The 21,992-nt window shown below is 35.2% G+C and carries 24 protein-coding genes and 1 pseudogene; 16 read left to right on the top strand and 9 right to left on the bottom strand.

The annotated features are described in order from the left end of the window. Positions 1-9 precede the first annotated feature (9 nt). The 5 genes from IHV11_RS06575 to IHV11_RS06595 all read left to right on the top strand — a co-directional run bounded on the left by IHV11_RS06575 (position 10) and on the right by IHV11_RS06595 (position 9,223). Positions 10-3,093 (top strand): type I restriction endonuclease subunit R, encoded by a 3,084-nt coding sequence (locus IHV11_RS06575; protein ID WP_197194061.1) that lies wholly within the window; start codon positions 10-12, stop codon positions 3,091-3,093. 432 nt (positions 3,094-3,525) lie between these two features. Then, positions 3,526-3,813 (top strand): hypothetical protein, encoded by a 288-nt coding sequence (locus IHV11_RS06580; protein WP_197194062.1) that lies wholly within the window; start codon positions 3,526-3,528, stop codon positions 3,811-3,813. Between the two features lie 683 nt (positions 3,814-4,496). Beyond that, positions 4,497-6,014: a hypothetical protein gene (locus tag IHV11_RS06585; RefSeq protein WP_197194063.1), complete on the top strand. Its 1,518-nt coding sequence runs from the start codon at positions 4,497-4,499 to the stop codon at positions 6,012-6,014. 2 nt (positions 6,015-6,016) lie between these two features. Next, the gene (locus IHV11_RS06590) at positions 6,017-6,583 is read left to right on the top strand and encodes a hypothetical protein (RefSeq protein ID WP_197194064.1); all 567 of its coding nucleotides are present in this window, start codon (positions 6,017-6,019) and stop codon (positions 6,581-6,583) included. Between the two features lie 12 nt (positions 6,584-6,595). After that, on the top strand, positions 6,596-9,223 hold the full coding sequence (locus IHV11_RS06595) for an AAA family ATPase (protein ID WP_197194065.1): 2,628 nt from the start codon (positions 6,596-6,598) through the stop codon (positions 9,221-9,223). Between the two features lie 29 nt (positions 9,224-9,252). On the opposite strand, the gene IHV11_RS06600 is transcribed toward IHV11_RS06595, so the two are convergent. Then, positions 9,253-9,618: a BC1872 family protein gene (locus IHV11_RS06600; protein WP_197194066.1), complete on the bottom strand. Its 366-nt coding sequence runs from the start codon at positions 9,616-9,618 to the stop codon at positions 9,253-9,255. Between the two features lie 359 nt (positions 9,619-9,977). On the opposite strand from IHV11_RS06600, the gene IHV11_RS06605 reads away from it, so the two are divergent. Next, the gene (locus IHV11_RS06605; RefSeq protein WP_197194067.1) at positions 9,978-10,121 is read left to right on the top strand and encodes a recombinase family protein; all 144 of its coding nucleotides are present in this window, start codon (positions 9,978-9,980) and stop codon (positions 10,119-10,121) included. Between the two features lie 983 nt (positions 10,122-11,104). Here IHV11_RS06605 and IHV11_RS06610 read toward each other — a convergent pair. Beyond that, positions 11,105-11,431, bottom strand: coding sequence for an ArsR/SmtB family transcription factor (locus IHV11_RS06610; RefSeq protein WP_197194068.1), 327 nt, complete (start codon positions 11,429-11,431; stop codon positions 11,105-11,107). Beyond that, entirely contained in the window at positions 11,432-11,851 is a 420-nt protein-coding gene (locus tag IHV11_RS06615; protein ID WP_370568635.1) for an SRPBCC family protein, read from the bottom strand. It lies immediately after the preceding gene. Between the two features lie 151 nt (positions 11,852-12,002). Between IHV11_RS06615 and IHV11_RS06620 the strand changes: the two genes are divergently transcribed. The 6 genes from IHV11_RS06620 to IHV11_RS06645 are packed head-to-tail and all read left to right on the top strand — an operon-like array spanning position 12,003 to position 15,675. Continuing rightward, on the top strand, positions 12,003-12,833 hold the full coding sequence (locus tag IHV11_RS06620) for a nucleotidyltransferase domain-containing protein (RefSeq protein WP_197194070.1): 831 nt from the start codon (positions 12,003-12,005) through the stop codon (positions 12,831-12,833). Between the two features lie 26 nt (positions 12,834-12,859). Continuing rightward, on the top strand, positions 12,860-13,168 hold the full coding sequence (locus IHV11_RS06625; RefSeq protein WP_197194071.1) for a hypothetical protein: 309 nt from the start codon (positions 12,860-12,862) through the stop codon (positions 13,166-13,168). Between the two features lie 21 nt (positions 13,169-13,189). Then, on the top strand, positions 13,190-13,414 hold the full coding sequence (locus IHV11_RS06630) for a hypothetical protein (RefSeq protein WP_197194072.1): 225 nt from the start codon (positions 13,190-13,192) through the stop codon (positions 13,412-13,414). Then, positions 13,414-14,682: a hypothetical protein gene (locus IHV11_RS06635; protein ID WP_197194073.1), complete on the top strand. Its 1,269-nt coding sequence runs from the start codon at positions 13,414-13,416 to the stop codon at positions 14,680-14,682. Before IHV11_RS06630 ends, IHV11_RS06635 begins: the two co-directional genes overlap by 1 nt. 57 nt (positions 14,683-14,739) lie before the next feature. Then, positions 14,740-15,243: a DinB family protein gene (locus IHV11_RS06640; protein WP_197194074.1), complete on the top strand. Its 504-nt coding sequence runs from the start codon at positions 14,740-14,742 to the stop codon at positions 15,241-15,243. A gap of 33 nt (positions 15,244-15,276) precedes the next feature. Continuing rightward, on the top strand, positions 15,277-15,675 hold the full coding sequence (locus tag IHV11_RS06645) for a DUF4279 domain-containing protein (RefSeq protein WP_197194075.1): 399 nt from the start codon (positions 15,277-15,279) through the stop codon (positions 15,673-15,675). A gap of 355 nt (positions 15,676-16,030) precedes the next feature. On the opposite strand, the gene IHV11_RS06650 is transcribed toward IHV11_RS06645, so the two are convergent. Beyond that, positions 16,031-16,312, bottom strand: a complete 282-nt coding sequence (locus IHV11_RS06650) for a hypothetical protein (protein WP_197130221.1) — start codon at positions 16,310-16,312, stop codon at positions 16,031-16,033. 123 nt (positions 16,313-16,435) lie between these two features. After that, positions 16,436-17,349, bottom strand: a pseudogene (locus tag IHV11_RS06655) (IS1595 family transposase); the annotation flags it as partial. Between the two features lie 111 nt (positions 17,350-17,460). Here IHV11_RS06655 and IHV11_RS06660 point away from each other — a divergent pair. Beyond that, positions 17,461-18,021 carry a GNAT family N-acetyltransferase gene (locus IHV11_RS06660; protein ID WP_197194076.1) on the top strand — a complete coding sequence of 187 codons (561 nt, stop codon included), beginning with the start codon at positions 17,461-17,463 and terminating at the stop codon, positions 18,019-18,021. A gap of 14 nt (positions 18,022-18,035) precedes the next feature. On the opposite strand, the gene IHV11_RS06665 is transcribed toward IHV11_RS06660, so the two are convergent. Further along, positions 18,036-18,269 carry a hypothetical protein gene (locus IHV11_RS06665; protein ID WP_197194077.1) on the bottom strand — a complete coding sequence of 78 codons (234 nt, stop codon included), beginning with the start codon at positions 18,267-18,269 and terminating at the stop codon, positions 18,036-18,038. A gap of 347 nt (positions 18,270-18,616) precedes the next feature. Here IHV11_RS06665 and IHV11_RS06670 point away from each other — a divergent pair, with 347 nt between their 5' ends. From IHV11_RS06670 to IHV11_RS06680, 3 genes are all read left to right on the top strand, one after another. After that, complete coding sequence (locus IHV11_RS06670; RefSeq protein WP_197194078.1) at positions 18,617-19,360, top strand: slipin family protein; 744 nt, start codon at positions 18,617-18,619, stop codon at positions 19,358-19,360. Between the two features lie 106 nt (positions 19,361-19,466). After that, a complete protein-coding gene (locus IHV11_RS06675) occupies positions 19,467-19,943 on the top strand; it encodes a hypothetical protein (RefSeq protein ID WP_197194079.1) in 477 nt (158 codons plus the stop codon). 154 nt (positions 19,944-20,097) lie between these two features. Then, on the top strand, positions 20,098-20,586 hold the full coding sequence (locus IHV11_RS06680) for a hypothetical protein (RefSeq protein WP_197194080.1): 489 nt from the start codon (positions 20,098-20,100) through the stop codon (positions 20,584-20,586). An 18-nt stretch (positions 20,587-20,604) separates the two neighbouring features. Here the strand turns inward: IHV11_RS06680 and IHV11_RS06685 are convergent, their stop codons facing one another. From IHV11_RS06685 to IHV11_RS06695, 3 genes are all read right to left on the bottom strand, one after another. Next, the gene (locus IHV11_RS06685; RefSeq protein WP_197194081.1) at positions 20,605-21,126 is read right to left on the bottom strand and encodes an SRPBCC domain-containing protein; all 522 of its coding nucleotides are present in this window, start codon (positions 21,124-21,126) and stop codon (positions 20,605-20,607) included. A 39-nt stretch (positions 21,127-21,165) separates the two neighbouring features. Continuing rightward, a complete protein-coding gene (locus tag IHV11_RS06690; protein WP_137789207.1) occupies positions 21,166-21,480 on the bottom strand; it encodes an ArsR/SmtB family transcription factor in 315 nt (104 codons plus the stop codon). A 153-nt stretch (positions 21,481-21,633) separates the two neighbouring features. Then, positions 21,634-21,942, bottom strand: coding sequence for a hypothetical protein (locus IHV11_RS06695; RefSeq protein WP_197194082.1), 309 nt, complete (start codon positions 21,940-21,942; stop codon positions 21,634-21,636). Positions 21,943-21,992 lie beyond the last annotated feature (50 nt).

The raw sequence follows: 21,992 nt of genomic DNA on the forward strand, positions 1-21,992 counted from the left end.
GAGAAAGTCATGAGCAATGCACCAAAAAGTGCTTCTGAGAAATTATTCCAAGAGAACTATGTTAAGGAACTACAAAAATATAAATGGGAAGCGCCTGACTTTTTAAACGGCAATAAGCAGAAAGTTACCGTTGCTGATTTAGTTAGACATTGGCGTAAAGAACTTAATTGTATCAATGCTGACCAGCTTGAAGGCGTCGAATTGACGGATAATGAGTTCAATCAAGTCATGTCAAAAGTCCATCAAATCAATAACAGCTATGAGGCCGCAAAAATATTAGCCATTGAAGAATCAAAAGGCAAGATTGACGGTATTTACCGCGATGACAATCCCAATATCACAAGAAAACAAATCACGTTGACAATTTTTAAAAAAGCGGAAGTACGCGGTGGAGATTCAAGCTATCGGATTGCTAGAGAAGTACTGACGCCAAATAACAACCGTTTTGATATCGTCTTACTAATTAACGGCTTGCCTCTCATCAATATTGAACAAAAACGTACGGACAAAACGCTGGATGAAGCATATGGGCAGTTTTTGCGCTATTATCGTGACGTTGAGTACAGTCATAACTTCATGGCTTTTTCGCAGATGATGGTAATCACTTCTGAAATCGCTACTCGCTATTTCGCTACACCTAAATCAGCTGAAGACTTTAACCTTAGTTTTGTCTTCCATTGGGCAGATAAAGAAAACAATGTTGTAAATGCTTGGGAAAAAGTGATAGGACAATTTTTAATGATTCCCATGGCGCATCAAATGGTAGGAGATTACTTAGTCATTGACGAAGACCGTCTGGAAGAAAACAGAAGACATATGCTCATGCGTCCTTATCAAGTACATGCTCTGCAGGCTGTAGAAGGCGCAGCATTCGGTTGGGACAATAAAGATAAATTGCCCCATGGTGGATTTGTATGGCACACGACGGGTTCTGGAAAAACGATAACAAGTTTTAAAACGGCTTTGTTTTTATCGACGAGAGCAGGATTTGATAAAGTCGTTTTCCTTGTTGATCGGCGTGAGCTGGATAAAAATACCCGTGAAAAGTTTAAAGCATACGCTGTTTACGAATCAGTTTCCGTTGATGAAACGAAATTCACCTACCAGCTAAAAAAGAAACTGAAGTCTGTCCAAAATGGCATTGTGGTAACGACAACATTCAAACTGAATTCCCTAGTTAAAGAAATGGAAGAAGCGCATGATGCTAGTTTAGCAGATAAGAAAATTGTTTTTATTATCGATGAAGCCCATCGTACGACAATGGGGCAAATGATGGGAACCATAAAGAGCTATTTCAAGAAAAATGGTCTCTTCTATGGCTTTACAGGCACACCTCTATTTGATGAAAATAAGATTAAAGGTAAAATCAACGAAAAAAGTGAGATCATCAATACAACCGAAAAGCTGTTTGGCCCAAAGTTGCATGAATATACGATTGATGAAGCAATCGCAGATAAAAACGTATTAGGATTCCACGTTGACTATATCAACACTGGGGAATTTAAAAGCTATGAAGATTTAAGAGAGCAACTTGTTGAGAAAATGAAAGAAGAACGTCCTGATTTGACTGATAGAGAAATCGAACGCCAAGTTCAAGAATTATCCGAAGCCGACGTAGAAAGGCAAGCAATAAAAAGAGAGCTGCTTACATATCAAGATGAAACACATATTCCACGCGTTGTAGAAGAGATTCTGAATAACTGGGAATCACAATCGCAAGGAAGGGAATTTAATGCGATTTTGACAGTTGCTTATAAAAATCGTGTCATGGCTTATTATGACGAATTCAAAAAACAACTGACAGCACGCGGGGAAAATTTAAATGTGGCTATGACATTTAGTTTCGGTAACGAAAATGACCCTACAACATTAGATCCCAAAATTGTAAAAGATATGTTTAAGGACTACGCTGCATTTACAGGTATTTCGTTTATTGCCGGTGATAAAAAACACGGCGAGGATGCTTACTTTGAAGACATTGTGGAACGTGCTACTCGGGGTGGAAGTGGAAGAAATCCTAAGAATATAGACCTCGTGATAGTGGCAGCCCAACTTCTGACAGGTTACGACTCTAAACGTCTGAACACGCTTTATGTTGACCGATCACTTGAACTTCAAGGTTTAATTCAGGCCTACTCACGAACAAATCGTGTGTTTGGTCCAACTAAAGAATTCGGTACGATTATTAACTTCCAGTACCCTCGAATTACTGAAGAAATAGTAAATCAAGCTTTGAAATTGTATGGAAGTGGTGGCAAGAGTAGCAAAGCCATTGTAGAACCCTATGAGACATCCGTAAAGAAGTTTGAAATAAAAATTGCTGAATTGGTGCCAACTTTACCTGACCCCACAGATTGGCAAACGATTGAACATGATGAGAAGAAAAAAGAAGCATTCCTACTTGCTTTCAAAGATGCCGCTGAGCAGTTAAACCAGGTGGAACAATACTACGAATATAAATGGAATGATAGTGCCTTTGGAATTGACGAGCATACGTGGTTGCAATATGTCGGTGCGTTTAAAAACTTAACCTGGCAGCCTGGCACTCCTCCCCTGCCGTCACCTGTCAATATTCTTGTCGGTAAAACAAAATTAGCAGGTACCCAAGTAATCGATGCGGATCATATTCTTAGTTTAATCGATTCAAAAATCACCTCATCGAATGGCGTGCAAACAGTAGATAGTGAAACACTCCGTATCATCTATCAACAAATTCAAGAATTAAGTAATATGGGAGATAATGAACAAGCCCAATTATTAAGAGAGTTTGTCGATACTGAGTTGGTACCAGGAAATTTATCTAGTGGTATGAATTTTGATGAGGCATTTGAAATATGGAAAGCAAATCAAATGCAAAAAGCAGTGAATGATTTCTCTTCGGAGTGGGGACTAGATAGCAAGCTGCTTGAAAAATCAGTTAGCTCATATTCCCCTTCACAGCCAGATACTGTACCATACATCAATGAGCTCATTAGTAGTATTGATTTTGATAAAGCAACCAATCAAACGGCTGGCAATAGGTTAAGACATATAATGACATTAACTGAAAAGCTTCCAAAGCTGATTGCTGAGATAAAGCATAGATATAATTAAGTGATTGAATGTTTTTAATAATTCCTGTATCAAAATCGAATATCCGCGTGCCAATTGATTTTGAAAAACCTTAAAAAGCTTTGAAAAGGAAATTTGAAAAACGTTGATAAATCAACGTTTTTCAAACATAAGACACATTATGAACACCTCAATTAATCAAGTTCGAGATGGAAGGTTCGATCGGATAATGTCTCAAAAGCCTTGATATATAAGAAATATACCAAGGTTTTTTTACGTCTAAATTAACCGAGTGCCGATTTCGTGCAAATCCACTTTTTTAATTTGTTTTTTTAAGAAACGGGCCATTATCTTGAATAAAAGTTAGTGGGGGAATTGGTTATTTATGTTAATATATAGTGAAGGTTATAATGAATAATTGGTGTGCAAACATAATTATTATTAGAAGCATTGGTGGCAGAAAGGAACGGTCAAATGAAAAGAGAAGAGGTTTTAGCTGCCCTTGAAGCAGGAGAATTTGATGGTATAAGTCATACGTATCAACCATACAGTGGTTACGGAAAAAATAATCATCAAATAGAAATGAGTGTATCCGGTAGGATTATTGAGGTAACGACAATTACTACAGGCAAAATCTTTGATGGCAAGGAAAATGAACGATTTGAAGATAGGACAACTAAAGTCTTAAGTGGTTATAAAGCGGTTGATTTTATAGAAAGTCGTCCGTATTACTTTTCACAAAGAAGACCAGATTTGTTTTAGAAGAGACTTTGAAAAATAGTTTCTTAGTAATAAAATCTTCAACAAAAGGGTGCATTTCTTCAAGAAGGAGAAGTGCATGTTTGAAGTTAATTGAAAATAAATGAGACAAATAAATTTTTAGTATTAGTATGGGGGGACATATGAGATTAGCGAGAAAAACCGTTGAAGATTCACAGAAAAAAATCGTTACATTTTTTTAAATCCTATCTGTATTATCCCTTATTTAGTTAGACCAAAATCTCGACCAAAATCGGACCAAAAAAATTTAAAAAGATATGAAATATCTTAAATACGCGAAAAGTATAAAAGCTGATTTAAAAGCATTTTTGACACATAATAAAAAGGAAAAAAAGGGTGGAATGTGTTCCGCACACAATTTCACCATGAAAACGCATACAGTTTATGAGTCTTTACAAAAATCTTTAAACCCTTGAGATTATTGGTATCAGGGGTTTTATTATTTATAGTTTAATGGAAGAAATGACATTGAACAGCTAATTACCCACCCTTTGACTACTATTTATGATTTATTAATTATTACTCCTAATATACATTATTAAATGTGTAAAATAATGAATTAGTTATTTGAATAAATTCTTATACTAGTTTATTGAATATCAGAAAAAATATTACAAGTATTGTGGTAAAATGTAGAAATAACATGCCTAATTAGGAGATTACAAATGGTTGAATCAAATAAACCAATTATTATAGATCAAATTGCCAGTTACTCAAGAAATAGAGAAGCAATACCATCTTTTACAGGTTATTTATTTCAATTTGAATTGGCACTTCTTCATATTCTGGAAGACGGATCTATTGATGATGCATTTGATAACGAAAGAATTGAAAATAAGGGTTCTTTTTTCATTGAAAAAATAGAAGATTATTTGAAATATTATTGTATTGATAATATAAAACATCTTAAGCTAGCACAAATCAAATATCATTCAGGATATGCTGGGGCTGCTGAATATGAAGAGGCAGTTCTATGGCTATATTACAATTTTTTGCTTTTTAATAAGCATAACACTAATTCTGATGAAAAAATTCATTTTACAGTTTTTCATCATGATAAATCACCAGACAATAAAAGTCCAATAAATATATTCTCTGAAGGTCTTAATAAAAATGCCGTAAAAAGTACTGATAAACAAGACAAAGTATATAAGAAAATACTTGATGAAGAAAATGGGTTAAATAGTACTAATTTAAGAAAAGAGTTTATTAAAGTACTATCATTTAAAAAAACTAAAGATAGAGTAGAAATTATTGAAAAAATCCAAAATCTTCTTGTGCGAAATTATAGTTCTTACAGATCTGAATATTCAGAAAAGGAGTTTATGTATGGAGCAGCTTTAAGTTTCCTTATGGATAAGGGGATTAAAGGTGATTGGATAACTCAAAGCAAACTAGATAACTATTTTATTAACACTAGGGTGAATGTTAATAAAGAATATTATTTATTTAAGATTTTTACTTTATTGGAGGAAATTATCGAACTTATTCTTAAGGGTATAAAGACTCCTATAATACCTGTATTTAGGAGTGTGTCAGAATTAACACAAAATGAAATATATATATATGAAACTATACTTCATAAAATAGAAAAATTTCTAATTTCAAAATTACGTATTGAGAAAAACAGACGAACTCTTTTAAATACAATTATTTCAAATAGTTTTAAGGTTGATTATCATTGTAATTCTAATGATGAATTTGAATTATTTTTAGGTAATAAAGATTCTTTGCAGGCTTATATTATGAAGTTAGCAAAAATTATGTTCTTCCACCATAAAGAGAACAAAGGAATAATTATTTTAAACAAATGGATTAAAATAACAAGTGAGATTTGGTTATTTACTTATCCTGATGAAAAAAGAATCAATGGAGCAATCCTTGGAAGGACTTCTATAGATGGAATGAGTACATTAGGAGATTTAATTCAACGGTTTGTAAATTACGAAAATAAGCCTGGTATTTGGTATATGAAAATCGGTGAAGAAGATAACCATATAAGAGCTTCGCAAACATTTTACTACCAACATGACATAACCCAAATAAACACAGAACCCACTCCTTGTTATCCAGATGATATATTTCATATTCAGTGTCTTAATTGTTTAGGAATTAATAAGTACACTAAAACAGAATTAGTACAAAATGTTTTTACAAATGGTTGCGTAAGAGGTGATTCTTAATTATGAAACAAAAAATAGAAGATTTCTTTTATCTATACGACTTTAAAAAAATTGGTACTTTTGAAAGTGACTCATACGTAAATAAACTATTAATAAAAACAGAATTCCAAGATATTTTTATTAATCAGGATGAAAGTGAAGCATATATAGTTATTTTTAATGACCATATTTTTAAAGAAGAAGAGTTAAAAATGTTTGAAAGTAAAATTATTGGCTTGATTGGTTACCTACCTAATACACCAATAAGGTATAACATTAACCTTGTTTTGGCATGCCCTTTAAAAATTAAGGAAGGGGATCGACTTTCAGAAACAAGTAATGCAATTATCAGATACGAAAGAATAAAGTATTATTGTCGTCGTTTTTTTCTTGATATTGAAAATTCTTCATTTGAAGATGAACTTATCATGTTACCCTTTTCATCAATTCAATTAGATATTGATGTAAAAGGATACAATGGGATACTAAGAGAAATTCAGAAGATAGTACCTGAAAATCTCTATGAAGAATTAATGAAAGATCAAACTGATTTCTCAAGAATTAAAAATTTGGCTAGTATTCAACAATAAAGGATGGGAAGAATGGCAAACTTTTACATAATGAAAGTTACCATAACAAATTTTCGTGGTTATAAAGATCAAAAATTTGAGTTTTTTAATAATAATTCGAACAAGCAAGGATTAATTCTTCTCGGAGGACCGAATGGTTACGGAAAAACATCCTTTTTAGATTCTATTGAATGGTGCTTAACAGGGACTATAAAAAGATTAGAAAAAGAGTATAAGCTCCGTCATGAAGGTACTTTAAAGATGCAAAAGGGAATACTTAAATACAATGGAACTACAGAGGATACTGTCGTTTCTATAGAAGCAGAGTTTAATAATCAAAATGTTGTAATGACAAGAAGGTTTAATGATAGATTTGAGTCTAATGGATTATCCCTTGGGAAGCCTCCTTTTGAAGTTACGATAAACGAAGTTAAGGTTGATGGGGCAGAAACAATCGATGATGTACTGGGTATAAATATAGCTAAAACCTTCTATGAGAGACATATAAGTTCCTATGAGAAAAATATCCGTGTGTATGAAAAAGGAAGAAATGATTTTGTTGAATTATTCGCACAATTTTTTGGTGGGACAGAAGAATTAGATACTTTAATCAAAAATTTAGAGGGATATCAGGAAAAAAGCAAACAAAAAAAAGTAGTTGTACCGGGCATTATTAATGAATTTGATACCGAGATTAAAGAAAAAAGCAATTTACAACAAACAAAACTTGATGAATTAAAAATTGAGGAAGATAAACTTTCTGTCTTGTTAGAAAATCAAAAAACCATAACTGGATTGGATACTCGATTAATTGATTATCCCGAAAAAAAATTATATTCAAATGAACAAACTGCAAGTTATCTTTATTCTATCTCAAATATGGATGAACGAAATGAACAGATTAACCAACAAATAACAAATCTTGAAAAACTGAAGGTAGTAACTGAAACAAAATCAATATATCTTTCCGTGAAAGAATTTATTGTATATTTATCTAATCAAATTAGATTGGACATGTTTAGGGAGAATGTATTAACTCCGTATATTTTAAATGAAGAAGAAATTAATAAAATAAAAAATATTAAAACACAAATTCTTGAATATGAGTTCTCAGATATAAATGCTAAATTAGTTAATTTTCAAAAATTAAAGAACCCAAATATACAAAATTTAAAATCTCTTACAGAGACTTTAAAATCATTTGCAGAATATGAAGCCAAATATAGTAAAGAAATTGATATATTTTTTTCGCTTTATGAGAGGGGAAAAATCCTTAACGAAAAACTTGAATTTTACCAGACTCAGAACAAAGCCATTCAAGCCCTTCGAACAATTATTGATCATATTGATGGATTTCAAGAGTTAAAAAAAAAGAATCACAAGAATTGTCCTCTTTGTGGCAGTGATGACTTTTCGAATGAGAATTTGGAAGTTGGTATAATTGCTAGAGAGACAATTGGCCAACATGAAAATGATAGAGCTATTATTCAAAAAGAACTTTTTAATATACAGCAAGATTTTCAAAATGGATATAATTCTTTAATCCAAGAACTAATAAAAAATCACGAGACAAAAAAAGACGAAATTCAGCAATTAATGAATTCCTACAATTCATATAAGACATTTTTTATTATTTTAAATCAGTATAAATTGGATCACGAGAAAATTAATTTACAAATATTATTGAATTTTGAAGTGAAACTTGCGGAAAAACTAGTAACGAACTCTACTGCTGAATCACTTGAAAGAAGTATCTTAAATGGACTATTAAATCAACATAATCTTCTTGAAGGAATCCCAAGTAAGATAGTAAAAAGTTCAGACATGAGTATTGAGGAATACAAAGTAATGGATTTTACCGAGAAAAGAAAGATTTTTACTGCTTACAAAGACTTTTGGGAGAACCAACTACATGACATAGATTTTATAAATAAGGATATTTTTTTAGAAGATAATATTCAAATAGATACTATCGTTTTAAGGATGGGAATTTTAAAAGATATTCTCAGGGTAATTTCCCAAAATGATAAAATTAAACAACTATCTGAAAATGTAAATAAATTAAAAGAAAGGGTTCAAAGTGAAAACATAGGATTGAGGTCACTAGAAGCACAACATATTTTTTTCAAAAAAACATTGCGTGATTTGAAAATTCTTCAAACAAAGTATAATAATGAAATTGTTCAACAAATAAACGGCCCACTAAAAAAAATTTTTAAGAGATTAAATAGGCACACAAATATAGATAGTATTAATCTTATTAGTGAGGGACTGGTAAATCACAAAGTCTCATTAAGTGCAACTTTTGATGAAGAGTCTGAGATTTTTGTTGCAAATGCCTTAAGTGCGGGACAATTATCTATTGTCTCCATATCAATTTTCTTAACTATAGCGATGGGACAAAAGAATTTACCATTCCGTTGTTACTTTATGGATGATCCAATTCAAACGATGGATGATCTAAATATATTATCTTTTGTGGATTTATTGAGAAGTGAACTGAAATCAGAAGATAATGGAATTGGGTTCTTCGATCAAATTTTTATAACGACATGTGATGAAAACTTAGAAAAGTTAATTCAACATAAAATGAAAACATTTGGTGTAAATATAACACATTTACACTTTAGTAATTATGGTGAATATCAAGTGCAAACCTAAAAAAGAGCCTATGAAGCTCTTTTTTTTAATTAATTAATTACATTAATTTTTATAAATTTCAATGCAGCCAAACAGATGGCGTCTTGTAAAGTAACTCCTAATTCAAATGAATCAAATGAAAAATCATTATCTGTCACTTCTTTTGTAAAAAATTTACAAAAAAAATTATTTGGGCTTTCAACAAAAATTATAGATTGTATTCCTTGATTAGAAAGAATATCTAAGAGTTCACAAGTGTTTTTAAGATTAGATGAATAATTCCAGAAGCCCATTTTATGATGTCTATCATACCATTGAATATCTGTCTCTTTTGAAAAACAACTAAACTTTAAGACTTTTTCCGCTATAAGCTTATCCTTTTCATATCTACTCATATTTGACCAAATATATCTCAAAATTACCACCTACTTTTATTATTCTCTTATATATACAATTAATACATGGGGACTTTGTTTTAAAAACAATTTATGAAGGATGCTTGACTGTTATTCCAAAGTGCCGTAAATATTTGTCGTTTACAATTTCTAATAACTAGAAGCTAAATAATCAATTAATAGAAGTACTGATTCAATTTATTTCATTTAAGGGAGTGCTTAAATGAAAATCTATTATTAAAGCAACCAAGCCCTATACGCATACCTTGAATTGAGGTGATGCGGGATGCATATCAAAATCATTGAAGGTAACTCTGCTGAAAAAATTCGGTAATATTGCTACTCTTATCTTAAGGATAAATACAGAAAGGAGAAGCTCAATGATTGCGTTCTATGCAAGGGTGAGTACAGAAGAGCAGGTGAAGAAGGGATTGAGTCTGGAGGATCAAATCAAGGAATGCAGGAAGAAAGCACAGACTGATGAAGTGATCGAGTATGTTGATAGAGGATGTTCGTTGATGTAATATTCCTGCGGAAGAGAAACGTTGCAATATGGGCGACATTACATTACATGTACAATTAAGGTTAGCACTATAGGTATAAAGTACATCAGTTGCAGGATAAGCACTACCAGTTCCAGAAATTGTACATGGTCTACATGCAATTGGCGTAATAGTAGAACCAACATGTATACCTGCTATACAACCGCAACTTATAATGACCGATCCACCTGTACTAACTTCGTCTATTACAAAAGCTTTAGAACTATTTAACTTATTAAAAGTGATTGAGAGAGTTGTTGAAGCTCCCTTAAGCAATAAATTAATTATTTCTCCGTGCTGAACGTTTTTTAAATATTCGCAAATATATGATTGGTAGTCGTTTTCTATGAACTTTAATAATACTTATCCTTTCATATTTATTCTTTTCTTTAAAATACTTGTTTCTTTAGAATATGTTTCTAAAAGAAATTAGTATAGGCATAGTAAATAACAAGTAATACCAAAATCGTGGTTGAGTACATACCTAATAAACTAGAGAATGTCATTAGTAGTGCGTTGAATTTTATAAGAAGAAAAGACAGGGTGGTTAGATTTTTTCTTACATTTTTAATAACACAGTGACATTTGTATATTTTCTACTCTTACATTTTAAGTTACTCCTCAATCGGGTGCGATTGTTGAATAAGAACGATGTGTAATGTCAGTTACATTTCCACCCACAAAAACACCCACAAATTACCCACGAAAGTAAAAAATTTCATATATTTTAATACACGTTTATTTTTAAGAAGTATTAATTTTATAGGGTTTTAGTATTTAATTGTACATAAAAAACACATAGTATATGTACACATGTCCATCATTTGAAAACCATTACAACCCCTAACTATTTTAAAGTTAGGGGTCTAATGTAATTATTTAATTATGCAATTCCAGCCTTCATCTACATTCCATGTAACAAACGTTCCATATTTCTCTCTAGCCCTTTTGTTATATTATTACTTTTATTTATTTTCACCCTCAACAAGATGCTTCAACATAGCCAACTTATTACCCCAAAACTTCTCATAATAAGACAGCCACTCTTTCACTTCAGTTAATGGCTCTGGATGCATCTGATAAATCTTTTCCCGACCTTCTTTTCTACCGGATATGAGTTCAGCCTCCGTTAAAACCTGCAGATGCTTCGTCACTGCTGTTCGGCTCATCTCAAAGTGATCCGCAATCTCTGAGATTGGTCGTTCATTTTCAGAAAGCAGCCTTAATACTTCACGCCTCGTCGGATCGGCAATTGCTTTAAAGACATCGTGTTTTTCTGCTGGTGCTGCCACTTAACCCTCAACGACCTTTTTCAGTCTCTCGTTCACAATACCAACCCATCCGCCGTTCATGCGATCACGCACATCCTGCGCTTTTTGATTCGCTTTCCCAACGATCGCGTCTTCTTCTTTCCAGCCGCTGTGGATCAATGTGAATTCTGTCTGATCTCCTCTTTCCTCTAACAGAAACGTCACGACCCAGCCGTCTGTGTCCCATGCAAAGGATAGCTTGTGCGGTTCATCGATCACGAGCACTTTACACGGTGAAGGGCCAAAAGGGGACTGGATGTGAAACTCATGACCTTCTTCTGCTTTAAAGTCATTTGGCATGAACCACGCTGACATGCCTTCTGATGTCGATACTGAATCCCACACTTTTTGAATCGGTGCGTTAAAGGTTGCGGTTTGTTTAATATCTGGTAGTGTTGACACAAGCATTCATCTCCTAAACTGAATATGTAACCATTTGGTTGTGCGTTTATAATATAACACCTTTTGGTTGTATGTCAATTCATTCTGAGACGATTGGATAAATATGCTAAAATATAGGAATACAACGTGTTCATGAAAAGAGGCTAACGGTATGACCCAAACGCAAACAAGAAATGAACCAAAACGTATACCTAAAGAAGTAAAGGAAGTATTGAATTCTTATTTTAAAAAAATAGAGAAGAAGCTGCCTAACAAGTTAGAGTCACTTTATCTATTCGGCTCTGTTTCCATTGGAGCATATCGAGAAGGATTAAGTGACATCGACTTTTACGGAGTTACAAAAGAAAAGCTAACACAATCAGATGTTGAGAAATTAAAAGAAATTCACCATGAGATGAGAAAAGAGCATGCGAAGCCAAGCCTAGATGGCATGTATTTGACGCGAGAAGATCTAGAGAGTGAAAACAACCGTAATTGTTCATGTCCTTATTTTAATAAAGGAAAGCTTCAATCCTATCGACCTTTTCACCGTAATTGGATCGACGCATATCAACTTCAGACATATGGCATCGTCGTTTATGGACTGCCGATCGAAACATACAATCTATCTGTAGATTGGACAGAATTGAAATCAAACTTGGTCGAGAACATTAACGGTTATTGGCTGAACTGGGTGAGAAATTGTGAACGTTTTCCGTCACTTCAATATATAGGATTATATATGAGTGGAAACATGATCGAGTGGGGTGTACTTGGGGTGACGCGTCTTTATTATTCGTTGAGAGAGAAAGACATTACTTCAAAAGCGGGTGCTGGTGAATACGCACTCCAAACTGTACCTGAAGAGTTTCATCAAATCATCCGAGAAGCACTGCGCATCCGAAACGGTAATAAGTTCTCGCGCTACGGCTCTATGAGGAAGAGAAGAAATGACGCCTTGAATTATATGAAGTATATAATAAGAGAATGTAATAACTTGTAAGGTACATAGAAAAGGATGGGATGAGAATGGCAAAGTTAGTATTTAAGAGAGACAGTCAGTTCATGAACAAGATGAGAAAGTTTGATATTTACCTGAACGAGAGCAAGACAGAACAGATCAAAGACGGAGAAACGAAACAACTGGACGTACCTCCTGGCGAGTATATCGTGAAGATGCAGATCGACTGGGTGGAGAGCGCAACACACAGAATTCAGATCGGTGCCGATGACACGGTTCATTTTCAGTGCGGCAGCCGTTTAAAGGGCATGAAGATCTTGAAAGCCTCTTCTGCCATGAACACAGTGGATGAGTACATCTATTTAGAAAAGAAGTAAGGTGAATGAGGAGGGATTCCGATGAACAGACTGCAGCAAATGCTTTATGGATTTCTAGTCGGACTTGGGTTTATGTCACTGAGCTTCGTGGACCTGGAACGTTTTGGTCCATTTAACGCCTTAATCTGGTTTATAAACACAGTTTTGTACTATGTAGGTTACGGAGTTGTGGTCGTTCTTGGGGTCTGGATCTTATTCATCGTCATGGGACAACTTGGCGATGAATCACCAAAGGAGCGCGAGTAGTGGATAGTAGAATACAAGCATTTGTCGATCAAGCCCAAACAACGTTCGGACTAGGAAACTACTATTTATATCACCATAGTCTATGGCGGGACGTGAACCACTTCAACGAAACGAGTTACAAACTTTGTTTAGAGTGGTTTCCGAATGGAACGGAGTCCGATGAAGATGGTTCTAATCCAGAAGGTACAGCGATAATTGAATACAACATTAACACTGGAAAATTGGAGACCGCTATCTTTGTTATGGGTGAGACCTATGCACAAGATGGAATCACATTTAATAGTGGAACAGAGGAAGTCATTAAGTGGATCGAACAAGAAACAGGATTGACATATAACGAGCAGTTCCAACTACATAACGAAACAGAAGATGAAATAGAATTTAGCGCTATGATAGACGGTATTCCAGTCTCACCGTCTGGCTACATCGAAGTGAAATGGAATGCCAACCGACAGCTGACCTTCTTTTCGGTTCATGGAGAGTTTCCTACAGATGATCAAGTAATACGTGAAACCTATAATCTTTCATTAAAACAAGCGGAACACATTGCTAAGGAACAAGTAAAAGGAATAGAATTTCCGTCGTTTGAACAAAAGAAGTTATTTGCCGTGTATGCGGTGGAAGAGATCTACATAAAAAACGAAGATCAGTCTACTAAACCGTTTGAAATGCTTCAAGATGGCGGGACTTCAAAAAAAGTGAATCACATTTTGGAGTGGGATGAACCGATCTCTGGAGCATTTGAGCGTAAAGAAATTGATTTGCAAGAAGAGATTACGGTGAATGAAGCTTTTTCGTGCACGCCTTCTCCAACCACCTTACCTATTACGGAGGAAGATGAGAAGAAGTGTGTGCAGGCGGTAGAACGTTTGTTACGTCAGGAGTATCCTGAGGACTCAGGGAAATGGCGTCTGACAAATCTGCATCGTGACAAAAAATACTTGATTGCAACACTCAGAATAGACCAACATGAAACACGTGTGTTTGAAAGAAAACTTTCAATACTCCTTGATCCAAACACCATGGATGTTGTGAACTACATCGATAACCAGTTCATGTTAGAGATGTATCATTCCTTTGAAGAATCACGCGATGTGACCGTGACACAAGAAGAAGCGTACGAGAAGTTAAAAGGTTTGTTTGAGCTTAAGCCTTTTTATGTGTATGACGATGAAGAGAAGCAGTATATTCTATGTGGGAAATTGGACTGTCATCATGGAGTGAACGCTGAATCAGGTGAAGTCGTTTTGTTGGATGAATTAGGATAAGTTCTATTTTCTCACCAGGTTAAGGTTTATATCATACAGAAAATGGAGGTCTTACATATGTATATAACCATTGCAGACTTTATTCGAGAATGGAATCGCGAAGCAACGCTAACGCAAAAAGTGTTAGATGGGTTAACCGATGAATCGTTGCAACAAAAAGTTTATCCAGAAGGACGTACGTTAGGGAGAATCGCGTGGCATCTAACGACTAACATTCCAGAGTACTTAGCTCATTTTGGTTTGAAAACAGATGAAGTAAATCATACAGAAGAGGTTCCAACATCAGCAAAAGAGATTGCTGACACCTTTAAAGATTTAAGTTCAGCTGCAACGAAAGCCATTGAAGAGCAATGGACAGACGAAAGCTTGAAAGAAGTGCAAACGGCCTTCGGTAGAGAGGAATCAAATGCTCAGATTCTGATGGGACTCATCAAGCACATTGTTCACCATCGTGGACAAGTAACAATCTTAATGCGTCAAGCGGGAGTTAAGCCTTATGGGGTTTATGGCCCACCGAAAGAAGACTGGATCCACCTAGGTGTAAAGAATCCGCCGCTTTAAATAGAAACAAGAAACTTATTGCTAGGAGATGCTATGAACGAAACACAAGTGAAAGTGTACTTCTCCCTTTTTGGCGTTGACTTTTCTATAAATGAAGTGACGAGAAGACTCGAGGTCACACCAACAAATAGCTATAAAAAGGGAGATCTCACTTCAGCCAATTCTTCGATACGCAGGAAAGAAACAAGCTGGGATTATGGGACGGACTACCAAAACTCGCTCGATGTAAATGAGCAGCTACAGCAAGTTATGAATCAGTTGAGAGATAAATGCTCTGTCATTAATGAATTACAAGCGGAGTTTGGCTTAGCGAGTAAAATCTATATTGTAATCGCAATGGTAAACGGGCAAGCTCCTGCTTTGTATTTAGAAAAAGACATCCTCACATTCGCGTCAAACATCGGAGCAGAGATCGAGGTGGACCTTGTATGAACTGTAATTGGAATGAGACCATAATTAATCTCCAGTATTCGTATGAAAATTTGAAACAGCTATTAAATGATTTCTGAGAGAAGAAGAGTGAGTATTCTCAATACGAACTTGCGAAATGGTGCGATAACTTAACGATGGCGTGGGAAGAAGAAGATCTAGACGAAAAAGGAGATCTTACCTTCTTCATAGCCAGAGATATTGAGTGTCAGTGGGATTTATACTTAGCCAATACGAATATATTTAAAAAATTGGCTATGTTAAAGTTTAATGTTGTTATTTACTATGATAAAAGAATTTCCATATATACGGAAATTCTTTTCGTTGTTTTTTAAGGCTTATGCAGCTGTTAATTTAACTAAGATGTCTTGATTATCGATATTAAATAATTTCTTTCTTGCACATCGTTCTTTAGTTTTTCTACTATCTTATCCTGGAGTAAGTATTCTCGTACTACTTCATTTTGAAATATCCGTTCATAATACCAACCATTATCACTAAGTTCCTTAAACCAACTCTCTTTTTTTAACTTTCGTAGATTTCTTTGAAATCTTATATCGTCTAAATCTAATCCTCCCATAAATATTAAGCCTAAGATTACACTTCCAATAGTCCCAAATATTACTTTAATAATTCTCAACTCATTCACCTCTTGAAGAAATCTAATAACTGTAATTAACTTGCATTCAACTAAACTGCATCGTTAGTTGAATAAGACATATGATTATTTCTTGAACATAGACAACCTAAGTTTATCATAGGTTTAGACAATTGGAATTAAATTCCCTAATTATCATATCATTGACTGTCACTTCGTTCAGTTGATGATGAATACTCTCAAGTACCTGGAACAACACAAGGTAATTATCGAGATACTTGGTTGCCACGCTGTTAAAGCGCTGTATTCACCCTTTAAGTCTGTTGTGATAATTGTTGACGTTTTGGATATGATAGAGACCCTTTGTGGGGACTTTGCCATCTGATTTGAACTGATAAATGGTCATTCCTTTGTCATTAGCGTAGGTTCTGAAAGCTCTCCAAGAGTCTGTACATAATACATTTTGGGATGACAGTTTTTGACCAATGGCTTTATCCAATTGCTCTTTTTTTATTCTGCCTATACACAGGGTTGTTGTAACTGTATTTTTGTCACGGTTCCTTGCTACTAAAACACAGACCTATTTCTTGCTGATACCACGTTTCTTTGCTGTTCCGCCACGTTTACGAGGTTTTCTTCCTGCAATTTTCTTTTGCCCTTTTTAAGAGTACAGGAAATAGGTCTCGTCCATTTCAACGATACCTTGAAAATCCGCTACTTCAATTTGCTTTAGTGCTGATAATAACTTATGTCTCCAGTAAAACAACGTGACGTGGGTTACACCTTTAACCATCTCGGCTGATACGTAAAGAGTAACCATCAATCATACATTTAATAAACTTTATCCACTTGTTTAGGCGACGGGTTCTATAAAGTGCAGTGGTGGTTAAATCGATGAAAGTGGTAGCGCAGGATTTACAGCGATAACGTTGTTTCTTTACTTCACTCCATCTACAATGGTAGTGTATTTGCAAAATCTGACAACGTGCTTGGAATAGGCAGTGAGGGCAGGTATATCCTTGTTTGTTTTTGCGTTCATAAATCTCTTGCAAAGCGTTCCCTGTTGAAGACGAGGCAGTCCAAAAAATTAAAAATATTAGATTTGAACACAGTATTCATGCCTGAAGATTAGATGCAGGATTGGTTTCAGAAGATGAAAGCTGGAGTATGGATTGAATAGAGGTGTATAAATGATTAACTACTCAGGAACTCCCCTAATAGATACAGACCGATTACTTCTACGTCCTTTAAAACAATCCGACACTCAAAGCGTATTTGATCATTGGCTTTCAGACGAACGGGTAGCAGACAATCGAGTGAACGCAGCTCAAACGAGTATTGCTCAAACAGAAGAGCGTGTGAAAAAGATTGTAATTCAGTATGAAAATAAGGAATTTTGTTATTGGGGCATCGAGTTGAAAAAATCAGGTGAACTGATTGGAGAAATTGATCTGTACGGTTTTGATAGCTCGACAGATAACTGTGAGGTAAGCTATTCGCTTGGGTTCAAGTGGTGGAATCATGGATATGGAACCGAGGCGCTAAAAGCTGTAGTAGAGTATGGTTTTCGTCATATGGACATCCATAAAATCTCAGCTGCACATAACACTGACAATCCTGCTTCTGGAAGGATAATGATTAAAGTAGGAATGAAACAAGAAGGCGTAATCCGTCACATGATTCGCAATGCGAAGAATCAGTATAAGGACTGTGCGGTGTATGGAATACTTCGAGAAGACTACTTAAGCTGATTATTCATGAATAATCAGCTTTTTTGGTGCTCACTCTGATTCATCTGCTGAGTCTCCAAATTCTTAACTCTGTGCAGAAGTTGAAATAGAATTGTCGTGATAAAACTAAGCTGAACAAACAGAAAAATTCCGATAAAGAAGGCTGTATGCATTGATGCTCCTCCCAAACTTAACAAAAACATGAGAGCAATAAAGTCAATAATCCCTCCAATGATCTTTGCCAAGAACACAAACACCCAATTGTCCATTCTTTTTCCTCCTCTCACCAACTTTCCATATTTAAACTATTAGCTTTTCCATTTAGTATTTAAAGAACAATATTTTCTAAATGATGTACTTTTTTCCTAAATATCTTGATATAATTTAGTTCTTAGAGAAATGCAAAGCCTCCGTTTAAAATCTTTAAACAGTGTTGCTGATCGGCTTTCTCATTCTTTGGCAACTGGTATACCGCTGTGGAACCGGTTTTGGGTTCGAAGCCCTAAATGAAGCCATTCACAGGCTTAGGATTGAACAATTTTGCAGGTAAGACCTCCATTGTTCTCTCCATGTCTGCTGGGTGGTTTCATACGTATTTAAAATAAGGGGAATTGGGATGGAATCATTTTTAGAATATCTTGTAGTCATTGGGTTTGTGTTTATTGTTGTTTTTGCCATTCTATCGATCATCAAGAATTTTTTTGCTTCGGTAACGGTGTACGAGTATGAACGTGGTGTGAAGTTTAAATATGGGGCTTTTCAGGAGATTGTAGGTCCGGGAAAGCATAAGTATTCTCCAGCATCAACAGAGATCATGGTTTTTGATATGAGACCGACGATTATGCAGCTGAACGGGCAAGAGTTATTAACGGCTGATCAACTTAGTGTAAAGATTAGTGTTGCTGTAAAATATCAAATTACTGATCCACAAATTCTGATCTCTGAATATGAAGATTATGAAGAGCATGTGTACATGAACGTGCAGCTCAAACTACGTGATGTTGTTTCTTCGTTAGAATTAGATGACCTGTTGAGCAAGCGAAATGAAGTGAATGATTCGCTTCAAGAACTTCTTGTTGAAAACGCATTTGCTGGATTATCCATTCTCTCAGTAGACATAAAAGATATTATGTTATCTGCTGAACTAAAAAAAGCGTTTCTTGAAGTGATCAAAGCTAAAAAAGAAGCGCAATCCTCACTGGAGAGAGCAAGAGGAGAAGCAGCAACGTTAAGAAGTCTAGCGAACACGGCTAAAATGCTGGAGAACAATCCAGAATTAGCAAAACTTCGCCTGATGAACACGATTGAGAACTCGAAAGGCAATACGTTTGTAGTCGATATGGCGAATAGTAACACATAGCATTAAAGAGCAAACCAACGCGTAACAAAGAACGTGCATTTCTTCTAGAAGGAGAAGTGCACTTTTTTATGGAAAGAGTAAGTAGATTACGTGAGGAGTGGTTAGGATGAATCATCCGTTAGAAGCGGGATTGAAAAAGATGTTACAAGAAGCATTTGATGGACCACAAAAACCAGTGACCGTAAGCTGGTTTACAAATACTAGACCAGACTCAGGCATAATTGGAGTTTTATCTCAACTAACTGCTGCTGATGCATCCAAACAAATCTATGGAACAACACTTGCCGCTCATACCGATCATGTTCGATACCATATGTGGGGAACCAATGAATGGTTGTATGAAGGAACATTTCCTACAATGGATTGGAATAAAAGCTGGGAGATTCAAGCAGTTAGCGAAGACGACTGGCATTCCATTCAAGAAGGATTGAGGAATGAATACCAACGTCTTTTAGAAAAGATCGATCATATCCATTGGACAGAAGACTTGGCAAATGAATTAGTAGGTTCGTTGGCGCACTCTGCATATCACCTTGGCGCAATCCAACAGATGTTAAAATGCATGAAAGATACCGTGAACTAAAAATGTATATGACCGTAATTGCAATCATAGTTATCGTGGTGTTTACTTTGCTGGGCATTGATGTGCAACTTAGAAAGAACAATAAACAAAATGAAGAGATTATAAAGTTGTTGAAAGAGATCAATGAAAAATATTAAGTGACATAGGAGTTTTTATGGAAATTAAAGTTCAAGCTGAAATCTATCGTTTAGGTCTCTTTATCGGCTTCTTTCGAGTAAAAAATGTCATCGAATGGGCCGATCAATTAATAGAGAAGTTGGATCAACCTCCATACGAAATTCTTGAAATCTCGTTATCTAATAATGCAACAATAGCTTCGGTATGTTCAAAGTTAACCGATGTAAAAGGAGAGTGTGATGAGGCGCTTCCAATTCAAGGAATTCTAAGTCTACTTAATGATGAACTACTTCAAACAAGTGATGTAACGCAAATATGTACATATATGTATCGTCTTGTTGGTCACAATCCAGAGAGCTGTGATGATTTGGAAGTTTCAATAATAAATGTAACAACTTCATGGGATTTAGCGGTTGGCGGTTATTATGGAGATGTAGAGGAAGTTCGTAACGAAATCTATGAATTTTTAAGTGAGTTTGAGTCGTTTAAGGTGTTAAGTAAAGGAAAAAGCGAAAAAAGCAGTTAGCTTTCTTCGCTTCATTACTTATTTCATCTCTGCTAATAATTCTTCCAGCTGGTTCCAAGTCATCGTCACGCCTTCGAGCATACCCATGTCTAGAACTGTCTTCACATCATCATCAGATGCATATTCTGCACGGTTGATCAGTTTTGTTTGGTTGCCTTCTGAAACAAATGTTAATGTTACTTCGGTTTGAGGCAATTCTTCAGAAACATTACCTTCAGCATCTGAAAACGCGTCTACGCTCTTGATTTTCTCTGGTGCGACGATTTCATGAAATACAGCTCTGCCCCAAGATTCGTGTCCGAAGTATTCTTGACTCTCATCTGTACATTTCATGCAATAATGCCAAACGCCTTCAGGACGGAATTCGAACTGTTTGATCGACATTGTCCAGCCACCAGGAGCCCACCAGCGCTTCAAATGTTCTTCTTCAGAAAAAGCTTTAAACACAAGTTCGCGAGGTGCATTAAAGGTACGTTCTAACACCAGTACATTTCCTTCTACTTTAGAAGTTAATTGATTCGTTTTATTTTCAACAGTCATTAATAATTCCTCCTTCATTTATGTAGTGCCAAATATCGTTTATTTCATGTCTTTTAAATATTCATCTAAGCGGTCGAACCGATCTTCCCAAATGTTTCGAAAGGTATCAAGCCATTCTTCTAGTTCTAAGAAAGGTTGTGACTGCAGTTTATAGATTCGACGATTCGCAATAGGTTGAACCTCAACAAGTCCAGAATCACTAAGTACACGTAGATGCTTTGATACCTGCGGTTGGCGCAGCTTGAGGCTGTCGGCAATTTCTCCTACAGTGAGAGGACCAACTCTCAAAAGCTCAACAATGTGAAAGCGATTGGGCTCGGCAAGTGCATGCAAAGTTGTTAGTTTCTCGCCCATAAACTGTTCCTCCTTTCCTATACAATATAACTCACAAGGAATATTCTTGTAAAGGAATATTTGAAAGAACTTTTCGACATGAAGCAAGTCATATGCTACATATTGAGCAGCGAAGTACTGTTCAACAACTAGTTGGAGATTGGTTTTTATAAGTCAATCCTTGTTTCGAAGCTGCTTGCTAACACCAATAATTAAGTAAATCAGGCCGATAATTAAAACAATATGCACAGGAATTTTCATAGACGAGTTACTGTTAATCAGATATACGTACAAAGTAACTAATGCTGCTGTAATTGTAAACGAGATCCACCAGTTTCTTATTCTAAATGTTGTATAGCCTACTATGAATGCTAAAAGAAGAAGGGTTGATGTGAGTAATACCCAATTTTTAAATGTAAGAAAGGGAAGAAGAAATAAACATATAATGAAGTAGATGCATACTACATAAAGGGCTTGTTTCAAATCGCATCCTCCTTATATTTGATATTAGGAATAAATCAAGAGCAATCATG

This window comes from Fictibacillus sp. 26RED30 (genome assembly GCF_015903845.1).
GTDB classification, from domain to species: Bacteria; Bacillota; Bacilli; order Bacillales; family Fictibacillaceae; genus Fictibacillus; species Fictibacillus phosphorivorans.